This is a genomic window from Nitrospirota bacterium, from assembly GCA_030645475.1.
Lineage (GTDB): Bacteria > Nitrospirota > Nitrospiria > Nitrospirales > Nitrospiraceae > Palsa-1315.
Map to the genome: position 1 here is coordinate 38737 of JAUSMA010000021.1, position 18979 is coordinate 57715.

Below are 18979 nucleotides of genomic sequence, written 5' to 3' on the forward strand. Positions count from 1 at the left end.
ACTTACCCTTCCTCACTGAACGTCACTCGATTGATCTCACGCAAGGTCGTAGAACCTTCCAGCACCTTTCTGAGGGCGGACTGCCGCAACGTAATCATCCCACCGGTCACCGCACGATAGCGGATCTCGGAGAGGGGACGTTCGGCAAGAATCATTTCTTTGATTTCGTCGTTCAGATCCAGAAACTCCGTGATGCATTTTCGTCCGCGATACCCAGTGCCATGGCATTCCTGGCACCCCTTGCCTTCATAAAACGGCACGTCTTTATATTCTTCGAAATCGAGGCCGGATTCTTCCGCCAGAGTTTGATCGAGCTTGACCTCCACGCGGCAGACGAGACACACCATGCGAACCAACCGCTGCGCCAGCACACAATTCAGCGCAGCCAAAAAGTTGTAGGCGTCGATTCCCATTGAAGCAAATCGCCCGATGACATCGAACACGTTGTTGGCGTGCACCGTCGTCAAGACCAAATGCCCCGTGAGCGACGATTGAATGGCGATTTGCGCGGTTTCCCCATCGCGGATTTCACCGACCATGATCTTGTCAGGATCATGACGCAAGATGGATCGTAGCCCGCGTGCGAAGGTCAGGCCTTTCTTCTCATTCACGGGAATTTGCACGACCCCCGACAGTTGGTACTCGACCGGATCTTCGATCGTGATCAACTTGTCGTCTTTAATATTCATCTCCGTAATCGCGGCATACAGCGTCGTCGTCTTACCGCTTCCGGTCGGACCGGTGACTAACACCATGCCGTAGGGCCGCGTGATCGCGCGCCGAAAACGCTTCAGATCTTCCGCGTTAAATCCCAGTCGTTCCAATCGCAACGTCGACACACCCGTCGTAATCGCTTCCCGATCGAGAATACGAATGACGACCGATTCACCAAACACGCTGGGAAGGATTGAGACACGAAAATCGACGGTCTTTCGCTCCAGCCGCATCCGGAAGCTTCCATCTTGCGGCACCCGCCGCTCGGCGATATCCAAATCAGACATCACTTTCAGTCGAGAGACCAACGGCGCATGGAGCCGGACATCGAGCGGTTCCATTGCCGGAACGAGAATTCCATCAACCCGCAACTTCACCTTGGTCGCACGATCGGCCGCTTCAATGTGAATGTCGCTGGCCCGACGCTGCAACGCGCTCAGAAGAATCGAATCCAGTAATTTGACGGCAGGACTTTGATCCTCTCCTGCGTGGTCCATCGTGAGGACTTCCTCTCCACGCTCATCCTCCTTCACCAGCACAGATCGATACTCGGCCTCGAGCTCACGAAGGGCTTGGCTGGAGCCTTCACTGCGTTCCAGGGACGCCAGGATCGAGCTTTTCGGACTCACGACCAAATCCAACGGACGGCCCAAGAGCAACTCCAGCTCATCCAATGCCAGGAGGTTCTGAGGGTCGGGAATGGCAACAGCTAAGCGGCCTTGATGCTCTGCAATCGGAATGAACGGATGCCGTTGCATGAGTTTCACCGACATGGAGTCGTAAAACGACTGGTCAACCCGAAACTCCGTCAGTAGATTGCAGGGCAAGTCAAACTGGGCCGCCAGTGCCCGCGCCAGCTGTTCTTCAGAAAGAAGCCCCTCGCTTACTAAGGTCTGACCGAGAGCTGCGGTCACGCCACCCAAGCGGGTGAGCACCTGGTCGAGCGTCGGCTTCGGCAGAATCCCCTGCCGCACAAGCACATCCGTAAGCGTGGGTCGAGTCACAGTCCGCGCCATAATCACCTACTCACTCAAGTACAGCTACACCGCCCCAGCCATTTGAAAAACCGGCAGATACATGACGATGACGATCGCGCCCACGAGAACCCCCATGATCAAGAGCAACACCGGTTCAATCCAGGTCGTCAGTTGTGTGAGCCGGAGGTCCAGGTCACCTTCATAAAATTCAGCCACATCGTGCAACATCGTAGGCAACGATCCGGTCTCCTCACCGACCGATAACATCTCCACCGCTAACTTTGGAAATACTTTTGGACGATCCAATGCGGCGGCCAATGTCGTCCCTTCGCGAATTTCCGCCACCGTGCCCGCCACTCCGACTGACACATACCGATTCGAGATAGCCCCTCGTGCAATAGACAATGCCTCCACAAGCGGAGTGCCTCCGGCAAGAATCGTCGCAAGCGTGCGAGTGAGCTGCACCGTATAATGTTTCACGAAAATCGGCCCCAAGATGGGCACGCTCAATAACAGTCGATCCACGACGAGTCGCCCAGCCGACGTCGCATAGTACGCGCGACCTATGAGCCCAAAAATAGCGAGTCCTGCAAACCCAGGCATCAGGTATGTTTTGCCGCCTGTCACCACATCGAGCAACAGTTGTGTGGCGGGCGGCAACGATTTCGACGTCTCTGCATAGACTGACACGAATGTCGGCACGACGTACGTCAACAGAAACCCAATAACGGCAATCCCGACAAGCACGAGAAAGGCAGGATAGGCCAGTACTTTCGAAACTTTCTGGCGCAGCCCGATCATCAATTTCAAATACGCAATGAATCGCTGCAGCACCTCGGCGAGATTCCCTGATTGTTCTCCCGCTTTGATCGTCGCAATATACAGTTCAGAAAAATGGGCCGGGTGTTTTGCCAGCGCTTCTGAAGCCGACGCCCCTCCACGAATATCCTGTCGAACCGTCCGCAAGGACTGCTGAAATCCTGTATGGTTAGATCGCTCGATCAAGAGATCCCACACCCGCAATACGGGGAGACCGGCTTTCACAAGAGCGAGCAGCTCTTGATTGAATACCAAAAATTCGCCAAGTGGAAGTTTCCCAAACGCCTGCAACCCAAGGCCCAAACCGGTTGGAGCCCCCCCCTGTCTCTGCAGACGAAAAACAAGAAAGCCTTGGCCTTCCAGTTTGGCTCGAACAAGGTATTCTTCCTCTCCCTCAATCTGACCATCGAGGGTTGAGCCATCAGAACGGGCCACTCTGTAAGCAAAGACAGGCATGGTAAGACGTGCACAAATATCAGGCGGATAACAGGAATGGATGCTTATGGCGTCGACGCAACTTTATCGGCACCGACCACGGACATGGGCCGATCATCCGGCAACCATAAGGCCTGTCCAATGACAATCCTATTGTCGGCCAACTGATTGAGCGTCCGCAGACGTTCCATATTGACTCGATACTTCTGTGCGATACTCCAAAGCGTATCACCAGGCTTTACAGAAACATGCTTAGCTGGAGCCAACTGCTGCTCAACCGCTGACGAAGGCTCATGGTCGATCGGCACCTGCGACACCGTCGCTGTGATAGCACCCGCCTGAGGCGTCCCAGGAAACTCCGAGAGCTGATTTCGTTGTGCAGGAACCTGTGTCGCCTTCGAACCTTTGCGCATCGCACCGCGAGACGGGAGGGGAACGGCCTCCTGCCCATCATGAGCCGATTCCGATTTCCCTGGTTGAGCAAACTGCTTCTGCATCTGTTTCAACTGGCCCTGCAACTGATGGCTGCCTCGTGACACACGAGCTCGTTCCGCCCGAGCAACGGCCAACTCTTCCCGTTGCAACTCAATCACCTGCCGCGCTTCGATGACCCGCCGCTCTGCTTCCCTGACTCGGCCTTCCAGCTGGGCTCGAGCCACCTGAGCCTCGGCCAATTCACTCCGCCGCACTTCAAGATCGGCCCGCAACTCCGCCACCGTCCGCTGCGCATCGCGCACCGACGATTTTAACGTGTCGGTGGTCAGCTGAAGATCAACCACCTCCGGCTCGCGCATCGGCTCAAGCTCGCCACATCCCACAAACAGGGCTGAAGCTAAACCGACAACTGTTAACACTCCGACTCGCACCATTGAAGAACTGGCGCGTCTTGCGTCGGCTGAAGCCTGGACCAGACTACGATCGTGATTGCACATAAACATCCTTACCAACGATTGTACGGGGTACCGTTCGTCCCCACAAATTCAGCCCCTGAAAAGACATCGACCACGCCCCCTTCGACAGGATCAGAAATCTCTTGCCAGGTGGTCGTGGAACCAGTGAAGGGGTCTTTTGGCATTCCCCGTAAATACCCGGCACCCACCAATGCCGCCAAAGACATCGGGTACTTTCCCTGATCGGCCTTGTGTTGATCCAGCACATCGCGGAGTGTCGACAGATCCTGACGCAAGGCAGCCTCTTTGGCTTTGACAACCGACGATTGGTATGAGGGCACCGCCAGGGTGGCAAGTATACCGATAATCGATACCACGATCATCAGTTCGATCAGGGTAAAGCCATCTGAGCCCCCTGTGCCACGCCTACCAATCTCGATACTTCGTTCCATCTAAAGCCGCGTCCTGACTTTGAGTCATCACATCGTAGACATCATCCCCGCACCAACTCGATGCAGTCGGCGCATCTCGATAACATCGGAATAACCAATCGGCCTTGCCGGTTAAGGGGTCGAGTGGAAGACTCCTCAGGTAACGCTTCGTCGTCGTGCCCCTCACTGTCGCCTCTTCACCGGTGAGCTTAATCCCCAAGAGCATATCCAGCGACTTCGGATATCCGTAAGCGCTCGTTACGTCTTTGCATGTGAGCTTATTCTTCAAACAAGCCGGCCCCAATAATACGTCGCCATCGCGGTTCCACTCCAACTTGAAGGTATCAATGGCCGCCCGCATGATCCTCAAATGCTGACGCAATTCTATTTCGTGAGTTCGTTTCGCCGACAGTCGACTAAGCGGCATCGCGACAGAAGCAAGGACCATCACAATCGTCAGCGTGATCAGAAGCTCCAAAAGGGTCACGCCTGACTCTTTCACCGCACCCTCACAATACCTTTTCCTTCTTGAGGTGGTGCCGTGGATGATTCTGCAGAGGAATCCACCAACACCACACGCATAGGCGACACGCCAGGCGCCTTGGCATAGAAGGTGACCGTGACGGTCCGCCCGCCGACCTGTCTTGCTGCGGGCGAAATCTTAAAAGCAACCATTCCTGCTTGCGCCCCCAGGCTACTGGAGGCCTCCTCACCCGTGCTATCGAGCGGTACGACGTTGCCATTCAGGATCGTTCTGAACTCCAGCACCTTTGGATCATACTGAAGCTGAAACACGCCTTCTGCCGTCGGCCGAAGACGCTCGTCATCGATGGCAAGCGTAAACTCTTTTCCCATTTGAATGACCGACTCATCCGGTCTGATCGAAGCGGCAGCCCCCACCGGCACCAATGGGGTGAGTGATGCTGTAGCAGCTTTCCCTGCCACTCCCCCTTTTAAGGCCCCTCCCAACGATGAGAACCCCGCACTGGCGGCCCCACTTCCCATCATGGACATTTTCTTCCCCTGTGGGGTAAACAGCGGGCTCGTAGCGTAGGTTGAATCAGTCCCGGACCAGAACACCTGTTTACTCAACCCGGGAGGAGTCATGCCTTGAATAATGTGGGGGGTGATCGTCAAGATCACCTCGGTGGTAACCCGTTTGGTGATAAACGAGCTCAGGAGATTACCGATAAAAGGAAGATCGCCGATCCATGGGATGGTCGTGCGGGTTTTCCGGTCTTCTTCTTGGATCAGCCCTCCCAGCACAATGGTTTCGCCATCCCTCACATTGAGCATGGTTTCCGCGGACCGATTGCCGAACTTAAACTGAGTAATGGGGGGATTGGCTTGGAGGGTCACCTGCTCGCCGAGGCGAATGACCTCAATCTTCATCTTCAAGGACAATTCGTTCCCTAGATGGATGGATGGCTCAACAGTCAACTTGACTCCCGTGTCACGGAATTCAATCGAGGTCACCGTCGAGGTTGTTGGAACGGCGCCTGTGGCAGCTTGCCCTGGCAAGACATTCGTCGTGGACAGCAGAATTGGCTGCTTGTCCCCAATGTTGATTTCCGCTTTCTTATTATTGACCACCCGAACCTTCGGTGACGCGAGGGTCTTGGCTTCTGTAATCTGTTTAAAGAAGTCCAACTGGATGTTAGTTGGAAGCTTGAAGAGATAGTTGTTCCCCCCAAGGTCGGTGAGTTGTCCGCGGGTGAACTGCTGCGCAACATCCCCGGCGATCGCACCAGAAAACCCTGGAGGCACAATGGCGCCGGCGATTTGCTTGGGATAGGTCAGACCATAGGTTTGATCGACCGTACGATCGACTTCCAACACTTCGACATCAAACAGCACTTCAGAGTCCAGACGATCGTTGGCCAGGATGATCTTTTCAGCCATCTCCAGTTTTTCGGGTTGATCCCGAATGACAATCGTATTCAATTGTTCATTGGCATGCATCCGTTTGGAGTCGAGCATACTCTTTAACAACACCAGCATGTCTTTCGCTTTGGCGTTAGACAAATAGAACGTCCGAATCATCAGATCTTGATACTGCTCCTGTTTCTGCCTGGTATTCGGGCTGACAATCACAACACCCGGGGATATGGTATGGGAGAACAGGCTATTGCTGTTGAGAATGAGGTTGAACGCATCATCGAACGGCGTGTCCTGAATGCTAATGGTCACGGGGTCATTTCGGACATCCTTATCGAAAATGAGATTAATCCCTCCGGCCTTTCCAATCCCTTCCAAGACTTCTTTGAGCCCGGCATTGCGAAACCGAAGTGTCACCGGTTGCTTCCGCCGATCGTCACGGCTCAGTGCCTGCTGCTCTTCTGTAAGCCTGGAGATACTTTCGAGAGGTTCCTTGAACGAAGGATCCAGCTCAGCTGCTCTAGCGTAACCTTCCATGGCCTCATCAGTCCGACCGAGTTGGGCAAGGCGATCTGCTTCTCGATTCTGGCCACGCGCATCTTTCAAGCGAAGCGCTTCTAGCAATCCTGATTGATGCTCCTGGCTGGACGGCTCAATGGTAAGTGCACGTTTAAACTGCTCCGACGCAAGGTCGGGCTGATGTTCTTTGAGATAAGTACGTCCTCGCTCCTCATACAAGGCCGCGGCTCGTTCTCGAGCCATGATGTATTTGCTCTGTAAAGTGGGATTGAAGGGATCGTCTTTCAGCGCTTGCTTATAGGCGAGACTCGCTTCCTCCCATTTCCCTGCAGCGAGTTGTTGGTCGCCTCGCTTGATATCAGGAGAGCTGAAGTAGGCGCAGCCAGAAAGAGCCACCATTGTTCCAAGGACACAGCACATCCCTATTGCCGTATGCTTCACTATCGTATTGCCCTCGCTATCCATTGGTTACCAAAATACAGCCAACGCGAAAAATTGACCCAGGTGAAACTACGTGGAGTCTTGATGCCACAAGCCATCTATAGCAGCCTCTATAGAGTGGGGCAATGAGATTCACAAACTCTGCTGACAGTGAGATATGGGAGGCCGTGCTTGGCACGTATTAGATTGAAGAGTTCTCGGGGAGGCCAAGCCAACTTCCCCAACTCTGAAGAACCAGGGCCCCGGTGAAAGGCCCTGGTTCCTGGGTCGGCAGGCAGAACCGACCACCCTCTATTATGCTACAAGCGCCAGTACTTCAACGAGGATGAGAGCTTCGCCCGATCAAGTAGGCTCTTCACATCAATCACTACCCCATCACGCTGATCCCGAAGAGGCTTGAGCAATTCTTGCAAGTTCATTTCGGCATACGCACGGTGAGCCACGGCAACAATCAATCCATCGACGTTCTTCAAATCATCCCACTGCTGGAGATGAATGCCGTATTCTGCGACCGCTTCCTCTGGTTCGGCGATCGGATCATGTACAAGTACTTGAACACCATACTCGCGCAACTCCTGAATAATATCGGGGACCTTGCTATTGCGCAGATCCGGCACATTCTCCTTAAATGTGAGTCCTAACACTGCCACCTTGAGATCGTTGACTGGCCGAGGAAGTTGACTGAGCAGCTTCATCGTTTGTTCCGCAATAAATTTCCCCATCCCGTTGTTGATACGCCGACCGGCTAGGATTACTTGAGGATGATAACCGACTGATTCAGCCTTGGAAGTCAGATAATACGGGTCTACACCAATACAATGGCCGCCAACGAGGCCCGGAGTAAACTTCAGGAAATTCCACTTCGTTCCTGCCGCATCCAGTACAGACTTGGTATCAATTCCAAGTCGGTGAAAGATGAGTGCCAACTCATTCATCAGCGCGATATTCAAATCTCGCTGGGTATTTTCAATTACCTTCGCCGCTTCAGCAACCTTAATGCTGGAAGCCCGATGAATCCCCGCCTTAACCACAAGTTCATACGTCTCGGCGACAATCGCTAACGATGCATCATCTTGGGCCGACACGACCTTAATAATTCTCTCCAGCGTATGTTCCTTATCTCCCGGATTGATTCGTTCTGGGGAATACCCAATCTTAAAATCAACACCTGCTTTCATCCCGGAGACTTTCTCTAAAATAGGAAGGCACACTTCCTCGGTGGCGCCGGGATAGACCGTCGATTCGTAGACCACAATCGAACCAGGTGAGAGATTGGCACCTATGAGCTCAGATGATTTGCGAAGAGCCGTCAAATCAGGCTGAAGAGCTTCATTAATCGGCGTAGGGACGGCCACAATGATGAAATCTGCGGCCTTGAGATCACTAGGCTGGAATGTATAGTGAACGTCCGTCGCTTTCAGATCAGCAGCAGACACCTCACCTGTACGGTCAAGGCCCTTCTGTAACTCTGCAATCTTTGCCTTGTTGATATCAAAACCAATCACATGCTGCCGTTTCCCGAATGCGACCGCAATAGGAAGACCAACATAGCCGAGTCCTACAACTGCAATTTTTCGCGATGTCTCTTTTTGTTGAGCCATGAGTCCTCTCCGATTAGTTTTTATCAGAATGGCAGAACCTCCGACTTCCGTCAACGAAATCGAGTGAATCTATGCTAGGAACCGGTCATGTTGTCGGAACATGTTCAATCGATTTTTCTTTTTCGTTTTTACTCCCGCCGATAATCTTAGCAACTCCTCAAGAAACTCAAGAGAGCATTGAGATAACATCTCCGGGCTACATCTCATCAACACTTGATCTCGCCGACAACCACCTTTTCGCCTGATGAGACATTGCAAGAGCTGGCCACTTTCCCTTGCTAACCACGTGGGAGCACAAATCACATCTATCATGAACGGCTACTAACAAAACTACCCTCCTCATCCCCCTGGCCAAACAGCGCAAGAACACTGTCTTGTACCATCAAAAAGCTGCATACTCTCGCCTAGTTCCGACGATACAACTCGCCATGATAATATATAAACTTAATATCTTTCAGCTATTTAGAGTTCATAGTGAATCTGTAGCGTAATATGTTCAAATCTTTGGAGCTGACCACCTTCCACACCTACACCGGCCTTGCCTTCCCCTACCAAAAGTTTTACCAAGCAGACACCTCAAGTCCTTGTTTTACTGAATTGATTTGAAGCTGAGACGCCACCAGACCTACAGATGCGAACTAGGGCACTGCTCTTGCTCAGCCTCCCCCACTGGCAGTGCATACCCGAATCAGACCTACCATGGTCGGGGCATCTGCCTCTCATTGGGGCCTGCATAAAATCCGCTTCGATCGATACTCGTAGTGGCGGATAGTGAAATACGGAGGATCTAGACCATGCGCCAAGCGATACACCAACCATTACATTTGACTCTCATGATGCTATTTGGCGTTGTAGCCACGCCGCTACTGCTTCATCCCATGTCCTCCGCCTCCGCCCAGCAGCTGACAGGCCAACCTAGCCAGGAAACCAGCAGAACAGGTATTCAAAGTCGCCGACTCGATAACATGCCCCCTGCCTCTCCATCCCCAATGAGATCCTTGGAACAGAAGAATGCACAACCCACAGTTCGCAAACCGCACCGACTGATTCGAAAGCCTGATAGCAATCCCATTGCGTCCGTCGAGCCCTCCCCATCAGCCTCCTTACCCACAATTTCATCGACGCCACAAAACGACAACCCAACTTCTCAACCAAAAGAACCCTCAACGCTCAGCAGAAGCGTCGGAGCAGCCATACCTCTTGCGGCCATGAGCGCCGCTCCGACGCCAAACATCGGATCCATTGCAACTGGCACAGCGTTGGCCGGATCTGTCCCACTGGCCGCTGCGAGCACGGCTAACCCGGGCAACTCAGGCCCCAGAGGTTCCGGTGGGCGAACAATGCGTAGATTGGCCGCAGAGATGCCAAGACTAGCCCAATTGATCGCACCGCCTTCGGCCCCAGCAGTTTCAGTTGTTCCCGCGATCGGAATAAGTCCGACCAGTCTGTCTTTTATAGCTCAGCAAGGAAGCAGCAATCCCGCCGCACAGACCTTAACCATCAGCAATATCGGTGGTGGAATCTTGAGCTGGACTGCGAGCGATAGCGCAGCCTGGATGTCGCTCAGTTCCTCTGCGGGGACCGGAGCTGGCTCCGTGTCTGTAAGCGTAACTACCGGAGCCCTGACAGCAGGAAGTTATAGCGGTACCGTGATGCTCAGCGCGACCGGAGCCTCTCCGGTCATTGTCCCTGTTTCATTTACCGTCACCACTACTCCCATGGCTCCCGCGATTGGCGCAAGTCCAGCAAGCTTCTCCTTCACAGCACAGGCGGGGTCCAATCCGGCAACCCAAACCCTGACGATCAGCAACACAGGTGGCGGAACCTTGAACTGGACCGCTAGCGACAATGCCGCTTGGCTGACGTTGTCGACAACCACCGGTACCGGAAACGGCACTACTACTTTGACAGTGAATACCACCACTCTGACGGCAGGGAGCTACAATGCTCTCATTACACTCTCTGCCCCAGGGGCAACATCCGTCACCGTCCCGGTAGCGCTCACCGTCACGGCAGCGCCGGTACCACCAGCGATCGGAGCAAGTCCGCTCAGTCTGTCGTTTACGGCACAACAAGGAGGCGCCAACCCAGCAACTCAGGCGCTAGCCATCAGCAACACCGGCGGTGGCACATTGACGTGGACGGCCAGCGATGATGCAGCATGGCTGGCAGTCGCACCAGCCTCAGGAACCGGCAACGGCGCGGTAACCGTTACCGCCTTACTAGGAGCGCTAGCCACTGGAACCCATAATGGAACGATCACACTCTCCGCCACTGGAGCCTCTTCAGTTTCCATTCCTGTCAGCCTTACGGTCACAGCGGCCCCCGTGCCGCCGGCGATTGGCGCAAGCCCGACCAGTCTGACCTTTGCCGCGACACAGGGTGGAGTTAATCCAGCAAACCAGACTCTGACCATTAGCAACACCGGCGGTGGCACATTGACGTGGTCAGTCAGCGACAATGCCGCTTGGCTGACAGCGTCCCCAATCTCAGGTACAGGCAATGGAACGGTAACCCTGACCGCAGCGACCGGCAGCCTGGCTGCGGGCAGCCATACTGGTACGATAACGATCGCGGCCACTGGCGCCACTTCGGTTACCGTTCCCGTAACTTTTGCAGTTGCGGCTCCACCGACAATTGGCATGAGCCCGTCCAGCCTGTCCTTTACCGCTCAGCAAGGAGGAGGAAACCCCGCCGCACAAACTCTGAATATCAGTAACACCGGTGGCGGAACCTTGAGCTGGAGCGCAACTCCCGACACCACCTGGCTGGCAGCCTCACCCTCCTCCGCCACTGGAAATGGTGCGGTATCCGTAAGCGTGACGACGGGAATCCTAACAGCCGGCAGCTATACCGGAAATATCACCCTGAGCGCGACCGGAGCATCGAGTAGAACCGTTCCCGTAACATTCACCGTTACCGCAGCCCCCAGTATCAGCTTGAGCCCAACAAGTCTGACCTATACAGCAACACAGGGCGGATCAAATCCGGCGAATCAAACCGTTACGCTGACAAACACCGGAGGAATCGCAAATTGGATCGTGAGCGATACCGCTTCCTGGCTAAGCGTCACGCCCCCATCTGGCAGTAGCAGTAGTACATTGACAGCAGCGGTGAATACGACGGGGCTTACCGCCGGAACCTATAATGGAACCATTACTGTCAGTGCCACTGGGGCAACATCAAGAACAGTTGTCGTCACATTGACGGTCAGTGCTCCCACGACCTATTCTGTTACATTGACATGGGCCGCAAATACAGAGCCAGACTTGGCTGGATATAAGGTCTATCGGAGAACAGCATCAGGCGCATATGGCGCTGCCATCGCCACAGTCTCTGCGGGAACGCTCTCCTATCAGGCGACAGGGCTCTCGGCGAGCACCACATACTTTTTTGCCGTCACGGCCTACGATTCGGCAGGCAATGAAAGCGGGCTTTCAACTGAAGCAAGGATTGACATTCCATAGAAAGCGCCAGAGAGCTTTACCCTCTGTGAAGTTGGGGCCGCCTCCAGCCGAACTCTATCAGACAGGGAGATGCCCCCCCCTGCGAACATGAGGGAGTCTCTGAAGGCTGGCACTCAAACACCGAATGGCCCTGGTGGCATAGGAACCAAAAGGCGAGACTCTCGTGGTCGACGGTATGTAGATGATTACCGATGCAGCAGCTGACAGGGGTCACACTAAGTATTGCGTACCCACAAACTGCTATGGCTTTCAGTTAGTAAAATCGGATCGGAACAAGAAGAGGCAGAGGCACAATTAAATTGCAACGAACAACAATTATCAACTGGCCCTACATGGCCAGATATACTCGGCTCGACCTTCTCGATAATTAATCAAGGTGAAAGAAAGGTACTTCCGAATCCAGAAAGAGAAAACTGCTCGTTGGGTGATATTGGTCAATTGAAGGAAAGGTCCTACAGTACGTTGAGATCTTATGAATATTCAATCCTGTCATTCTTTCCGAGTAACTGGCCGAATAAATAGATCTTTGAGTTGCAGTCAGCCAATAGCCACGCTGGCATTACTTTTGCTTACGCATGCTCTATCGGAATATGAAAAGACAGGTTGCACAAATGGCTTCCTTCTCATGCAATCCGTACTTACGCCCAAATCTGTACTCGATGCCGTGAAGGAAAACACCCCTGAACTAACGATAGGCACAAAACCAAGAACCACACAACCACCCCTAGCTCTACCCGATCCAGGAAGGGGATCTCTTTCAAGTAAGACGCTGGATATCCTGAATAGATACTAGATCGATGGAGGTGAACTGATGCGACGAATACTACCGCTTGTATGTTTAATTCTCGGTGTCTATACCCTGCCTGCATTGGCATTTGATCCGAGCGATTATCGCCAAAACACCTATGGCCCGCCGAATCACTATTGCGATCCAACCAGGGCACTGAACAGCAATGGATCGGGAACATTGGGCGCCCCCTGGAATATGTCCCAATGCGCAACGCAACCTGTAGCCGGCGATGTCGTGGGAGTACTGCCAGGCATCAGCGTTCGGCTACCGACCACAAATAGCTCACGCATTCCCGCCTTTAACCCGACCAACTCCGGTGCCTCCGATCGCCGGATTGTTTATGTCACCAAGCATGCCGCGGTGGCGCTGGCAAGCGTGGAAACAAACCCACTTCGCACAGAGCTACGACATGACGGGGGCGCACCGAGCATCGTAAATGGCATAGGGGTAGGCACTGGCGCTCCCATGTATGGAGCCAACGGGCGCAACTACATTACCTTCGACGGGTTTTATGTCGATATGGCGCAAGCCTACGTAAGGGAGGACTCCGGAGTCATACGCCCGGAGTCAGCGAGGGGGATACATTTCAGGAATTTCGTCATTAAGGGAGCAACGCTCACCATAGCCAGCAATGCGGTTATCTATCGCCCACATGCTGCCATAGATACTGTACTCAGTAACTTCCGGACTTACGACTTCATCAACAATAGTACCGGCTCGACAACCCCTCAAAATGCCCTCTTTAGCGATCAATACGGGGATCAAAATTTTCTGATTGAACATTTTGAAATCAGAAATACGCAGAGAGGGATCTTCCTCAAGGGGACGGCGCCGGCAGGCGGCGCTTTCAACTACGGCACTATCCGTTACGGCATCGTGTCGGATGTCTCCTCGTGTTATCAGTTCAACGACCTCGACTCAGTAAACACGACGACGCTCCAATACAGCTTATGCTACAACACCGCGCAGAGTGGCGGCGTGGTAATGTCGAGCGAAACGAGCCCAGCACGCAATCTCATCATTGATCATGTGACCGTAGCAAAGGTAGATGCAGCAAGTATCAACACGGAGGGCGGAATCATCACACGGAACAATGGGATCGCGTCAAACGTCGTCATCACAAACAACATCGTGGATAACAACAGTGGAACGTTTGGACATGAGGTGTCGCTCGGCAACACGCTCCCCGCCATAATGAGTAACAACGCTTACTACAAGAACGGTGGAACTGAGACCTACGTATATAACGGCACCCAATACAACTCCATGAGCTCCTGGTTAGCGGCAATTAATGGACGAGATGCAAATAGCCAAAAGTTGACATCCAGCCCATTTATGGATCGTGCAAACAACAACTTCAGGATTAACGCTGGGCATGCGTTGAAAACTGCCTCATCGACGGGTGGGGAACTCGGTGCCTATGGCGGAAGTCAGACGGTCGGAGTTGATATCTCCGGCAGCACCGGCGGCACCGCTGACCTTACACCGCCTGCGACACCAGTCGGAATACAGTTGCTACTAACAGCACCGTAGGACACTGTCTAACAGGACAGTCTCAAGAGAGAACTTGTGGCGTCAAGATTAGCTCTGTATGTGAAACGCGACGACCCCGAAATACGTCGCAGATCATCGCTGAACCGGAGGTTGTGGAAGGAGACCGATGGCCTCGGACCCCGTGATGTACGCACCGGCCGGGATTGCATCGAGAGTGCTCCCGTTGTTATTCAGATCCAATACATCACGGCCCAGGGTGATCGCAGGAGAACCCCTCTGTAGCCGAAAGTTGCCGACCGAGACATTGACAAACAGCGGATCGCTGCCATCAATCGAGTTGACATCTTTCCCGTAGGTGCGCTGCATTCGGGAGAAAGAAACGGGCCCACCCGTGTAATCGGCATGACGAGGGTGGTTGTAATATAAATTTCGGTCGGCACTAAACGAATGAAGACCAGGGTTATCCACATTCCAACTAGAATAAGCGGCAGGTGCATTAACGAAAATGTTGTTCAGAAACTCAACATCCCTCATGTAGGTTGCGACCATCGATACGCTGCCCTCTACACTTCCATAGACTGTATTATTGATAAACCGGGAACGCGTAGGCCCCCCCAACGCCCCTGCATAGAACCCTGATTGAGAGCTATTCACAACCAGATTCTGGGATATGAGCGTATCCTGTGCGCTCTCAGTTTGGATGCCTCGATTGCAATCGTGAACATAATTACGTCGAATGACATTGCGAGCCATTGTACGACCAGCATGCATGCCCTTAAGATAAATACAGATCTTTGAGTTATAGACTTCATTGTGCTCAATGAGGCTATCATCGCTATCATAGGCCATGATACCTCCGGACGCTCCCGTAAAGCCGTGAATTCGATTATTCCGAATCGTTGTAAAATAGGCAGGCTCAAGACTAACGCCCCGATAGTTCGCATCAAATATTGGATAATCGTGGTAGTAGGAACCGCGATGTGCAATCACCTCACTATTGATGAGTTCGCAATGATGTGAGAGGTAAAATACCACCGGCCCAGTATCTTCCTTACTACCGCCGTAGTAGTCATCGATCACAAAATGATCCCAGACTATGTAGTCACGGGATGCACACCCAATCATGGCTCCGCGATATGTCGCCAGGAGCCTGATATGTACTGTCCCGTCTCCGCGAAACGTGATGGGACTCCCGGGCGTCCCACTATTAGCGGGATTGAGCGACACCGTAAAACGATCGCCTCCCGTACTCCCGCCTTCCCAGTAGGTCCCTGCCGCAATCAATACAGTATCACCAGCTTGGGCCGCTTGACTCCCATTAGGAACAACATAACTCGCACTCCCCCATGCTGCTCGCCCGATAGTGCGCCAGGGTGAATTTTCAGCGTTACTGGCATAGGTCACGGCATCATTGCCAACGGCGCCATTCACGTAGAGCGTTTTTGCGTCAACACCGGGCGGAAGTGCAACCGCACACAGAAACACAAGTAAAAGAACAGCACAATACTTTCCAGCTCCTACGACATCCGGCTTCATAGTTGCTCTTCCTTTGTAAATGATCTGTTCGCGAAGAGAGAATGCTGATGCGCGCTGCGCTTGCAATAGTAGACACTATTTATCGGATGGCCCCATGTATCTAATACGAAAGCCGAACTGCAGAAATCGAGTGTCTCGCCCAAAAATAAAAGTTAACACGTACTTCAGAAACTTTCGGGGCGACGCCAGTCCTGGCTCCACCTCGTTAATTCCAGCAAACGCTTCAATTGCAAATCCATTTTCACGGAATAATCTTATAAGGCTTTTTTGAGTGAAGAACCTGAGGTGGGTCCGATCAAGAACTCCCTCGCCTTCATACTTCCAATCTCCATTGAACAGTAATTTAGCTAAATTACCTATATACCTTACATTTGGGATTGAGCCAACGAGACAGGCGTCTTCCTTAATTTTCTGTTTGATCGTGCGAAAAAACTCGTCATGATCGACCATGTGCTCGATGACATCGTTGCATATGACTATGTCGAAATACTTATCTGGGAGCTGGCCGAAAGCCTCTAGATAGGATGCCTCAATTACCCTATGTAACTTACCGCGGGCGATACAGCATGCAGCGTGAACTGGCTCAATGCCCCAATGCTCACTATCTTGCAGTAAGTTATTATGGAAGCCACCTTCGCCACATCCTACCTCTAAGACCTTTACGTATTGCTCCGGCAAAAATTTCGCTACTTCTACTCTAGAGCCTCTGTAATAAGGCGACGATGTACTCATCGTATGTAATCCATTGTGATCTAGCTTAAAATACCATCAGAAATTTCGGCATACCCCTAGTGTGTATGATGAGGGGGGGCAGGGAGGATACCCCGAAGGGTTGCATTCCAGAGAAACAGTATTTCAAGTCGGACTGTCTCTCGAAAGCTCAAATCGGCCCTCCAGCCTGGTTGCGCCCTCAAATAATCAAGTATTTCCGATGCCGGCGCGAACCAGCCATTGCGCGAGGCTAGGTCTTTCAAGCGGGATTCGAACCTTGGATCGGGTCCACCGTCTCGATTGAAGCTGCCTGCCCCCATATGGACGTATACTAAACAGACTCCGCCCTCTCGCTCAAGCCGATCGAGGTTCTCGGTCCGGAGAAGCTCGTCGAACCGGTCAAGGTTGTCTCCATCTGCAGTTGGGAACCAGTAATTGACGTACGGTTTATCTGCCAACCGGTACGGCATCGAAGGATTGACAGCAAGAAGGTTTATGTCGCCATACGTAAACTGGTTAACGTACCGAATGCGCTGCTTGACCAAATCACCCCAGAAATAGGCCGACATACTATCCTGCCCGGAAAACTCATGTTTACTTACCAATGCATAGGCCCATCGAAAGAGGGCAAACGACCACCGATGCTCACCCCAGTAGACATTGTCTCGATTAAGCGAGTGATTGATATGTATCGCGGGGTACTGCTCCATCACCCCCCTAAACTCCTCAAGGCCGTTGATAATGTCCGTCCGCTCGCTACTACCGCCACGAACACCGTGCAACGCGATTTCGAACCCCTTACTCTTCAGATCAAGAATAAACGCACGGTATGCAGGATCGCGCAATGAATCGCCTCGGTTCGGCGAATGAGCGAGTTCGTTGGACTCTAAAACCCAGACTGTTTTCGTCGTACGAATTCCATACCGAGACAACAGCTCATAGAGGGGCTTGACTCGCTCAAGGGTTGCCATATCCGTATCATCGACAATCGAAAACGCAAATTGCTTGCCCCCCGGGAACGTGATTGCTCGTGGCTCAGGAGGATATAGAAAATAGGCGGCCACGCTTACTACGGCCACGAAGATAAGAACGAGTGTCCTCGCTATTGTTCGTACCAAGCTAACCCGCTTCATTCCCAAGAATCACCCTCAGCGTTCATCGTGTCAGTGGTCATTCAATATCAAGAACTCTGCGATACGTTTACTGCCCTTCGCGTTAAAATGCCCATCGAACGCAAAGTAATAATCCTTAGGTGAGTCGAGGAACAACTGTGCCGTAGCTATAACAGGTTTTGGTGCAACTCCATTGAGTGTCGCCAACGTTTCTCCGTACGTACCTCGAATAATATCCTGCACCGGGACCAAAAGATAAATACTATAGTCAAAACCAATTCGGCGGCTTAACTCGTCTAGCTTGGAGAGGCTCTCCCTGGTCGCCGCTAAAGCCAACGCCATGCGTTCGTTACCGGGATCTACCACAAAAAGGCTCTTGAGCATCGGCCCCCAGTGATACTTAGCAAGACGCATTAAGGTTGAGTGCTCCAGAATAGCACCTTGCAAGTTGATCAGGCGTTCGGTGAGTCCAAGCGGCTCTCCTCCCCTTGGAGTTCCATCTCGCACTCTCTGCTCGACCTCGGCTTGACTCGAATGCTCCCGTATATACCGATCGTAGTTGTCGACAAAATCGTTACCAGCGGAAAAACTACCGCTCATGCCGAAAAAAAACAGCTTCACCTCTTTTGGCTTCCAGTGCCATTTTTCTATGAAAGCCTCAAGCTTTTCAACCTGCCTCAATGTGCCACTACCGGGTATACCGAGGTTCACACACTCACGGCGCTGTTGCTTGCAGTAAATTAAGGCAAAGGTCTCTTCATCATTGAGACCGAACCCATACGTAAAGGAGTCACCAATGAATACGGTGTCTGGATTCCCCTCAACTCCTGGCACTCGATGTCCTTTATCCGTAATGGTCGTGAGTGCGTCATACTCATTAGCAACCTGTCGGTACACACTGCCAGGATCAAAGAAGCCCTTGATCGGTTTCCCATCAAGCGTGACGTTCTCAAGTCCATCAGAGATCGGAAAGAAAACTCGCACCGTCGCTTCGGCAAATACCACAGCAACCACGCAGGATACGGAAATCAGCAGGAGGCGTATCGCCCATTCTCTGCGAATGCTAGGTCTGTCAATGGCGGGTTGCAATATTACCCTCCTGGGTTTTCGCACTCAGAACGACGCCTGACATACAACATCGGACCGTAAAGCGAGAACAGCTCG

13 protein-coding genes are annotated in these 18979 nt (G+C 52.7%); 2 read left to right on the forward strand and 11 right to left on the reverse strand.

The genetic code is table 11. The features are described from left to right. Positions 1–2: 2 nt before the first annotated feature. From Q7U76_06155 to Q7U76_06185, 7 genes are all read right to left on the reverse strand, one after another. Positions 3–1730, reverse strand: coding sequence for a GspE/PulE family protein (locus Q7U76_06155; protein ID MDO8355954.1), 1728 nt, complete (start codon positions 1728–1730; stop codon positions 3–5). A gap of 24 nt (positions 1731–1754) precedes the next feature. Continuing rightward, complete coding sequence (locus Q7U76_06160; GenBank protein ID MDO8355955.1) at positions 1755–2945, reverse strand: type II secretion system F family protein; 1191 nt, start codon at positions 2943–2945, stop codon at positions 1755–1757. 65 nt (positions 2946–3010) lie between these two features. After that, positions 3011–3799 carry a LysM peptidoglycan-binding domain-containing protein gene (locus tag Q7U76_06165; GenBank protein MDO8355956.1) on the reverse strand — a complete coding sequence of 263 codons (789 nt, stop codon included), beginning with the start codon at positions 3797–3799 and terminating at the stop codon, positions 3011–3013. Between the two features lie 86 nt (positions 3800–3885). Continuing rightward, the gene (locus Q7U76_06170; GenBank protein MDO8355957.1) at positions 3886–4287 is read right to left on the reverse strand and encodes a prepilin-type N-terminal cleavage/methylation domain-containing protein; all 402 of its coding nucleotides are present in this window, start codon (positions 4285–4287) and stop codon (positions 3886–3888) included. After that, positions 4262–4768, reverse strand: a complete 507-nt coding sequence (locus Q7U76_06175; GenBank protein ID MDO8355958.1) for a prepilin-type N-terminal cleavage/methylation domain-containing protein — start codon at positions 4766–4768, stop codon at positions 4262–4264. The genes Q7U76_06170 and Q7U76_06175 overlap by 26 nt, the downstream gene beginning before the upstream one ends. After that, on the reverse strand, positions 4765–7062 hold the full coding sequence (locus tag Q7U76_06180) for a secretin N-terminal domain-containing protein (protein ID MDO8355959.1): 2298 nt from the start codon (positions 7060–7062) through the stop codon (positions 4765–4767). Before Q7U76_06180 ends, Q7U76_06175 begins: the two co-directional genes overlap by 4 nt. Positions 7063–7403: 341 nt before the next feature. Next, entirely contained in the window at positions 7404–8705 is a 1302-nt protein-coding gene (locus tag Q7U76_06185) for a nucleotide sugar dehydrogenase (protein MDO8355960.1), read from the reverse strand. A 1361-nt stretch (positions 8706–10066) separates the two neighbouring features. On the opposite strand from Q7U76_06185, the gene Q7U76_06190 reads away from it, so the two are divergent. Continuing rightward, positions 10067–12172 carry a choice-of-anchor D domain-containing protein gene (locus Q7U76_06190; GenBank protein ID MDO8355961.1) on the forward strand — a complete coding sequence of 702 codons (2106 nt, stop codon included), beginning with the start codon at positions 10067–10069 and terminating at the stop codon, positions 12170–12172. Positions 12173–12983: 811 nt separating this feature from the next. Next, positions 12984–14495 (forward strand): hypothetical protein, encoded by a 1512-nt coding sequence (locus Q7U76_06195; protein ID MDO8355962.1) that lies wholly within the window; start codon positions 12984–12986, stop codon positions 14493–14495. A gap of 93 nt (positions 14496–14588) precedes the next feature. Here the strand turns inward: Q7U76_06195 and Q7U76_06200 are convergent, their stop codons facing one another. The 4 genes from Q7U76_06200 to Q7U76_06215 form a co-directional block, all read right to left on the reverse strand. Next, complete coding sequence (locus Q7U76_06200) at positions 14589–15992, reverse strand: right-handed parallel beta-helix repeat-containing protein (protein ID MDO8355963.1); 1404 nt, start codon at positions 15990–15992, stop codon at positions 14589–14591. 75 nt (positions 15993–16067) lie between these two features. Then, complete coding sequence (locus tag Q7U76_06205) at positions 16068–16724, reverse strand: class I SAM-dependent methyltransferase (protein ID MDO8355964.1); 657 nt, start codon at positions 16722–16724, stop codon at positions 16068–16070. Between the two features lie 56 nt (positions 16725–16780). Continuing rightward, positions 16781–17674, reverse strand: coding sequence for a hypothetical protein (locus Q7U76_06210; GenBank protein MDO8355965.1), 894 nt, complete (start codon positions 17672–17674; stop codon positions 16781–16783). 192 nt (positions 17675–17866) lie between these two features. After that, on the reverse strand, positions 17867–18904 hold the full coding sequence (locus tag Q7U76_06215) for an SGNH/GDSL hydrolase family protein (protein MDO8355966.1): 1038 nt from the start codon (positions 18902–18904) through the stop codon (positions 17867–17869). Between the last annotated feature and the right edge of the window lie 75 nt (positions 18905–18979).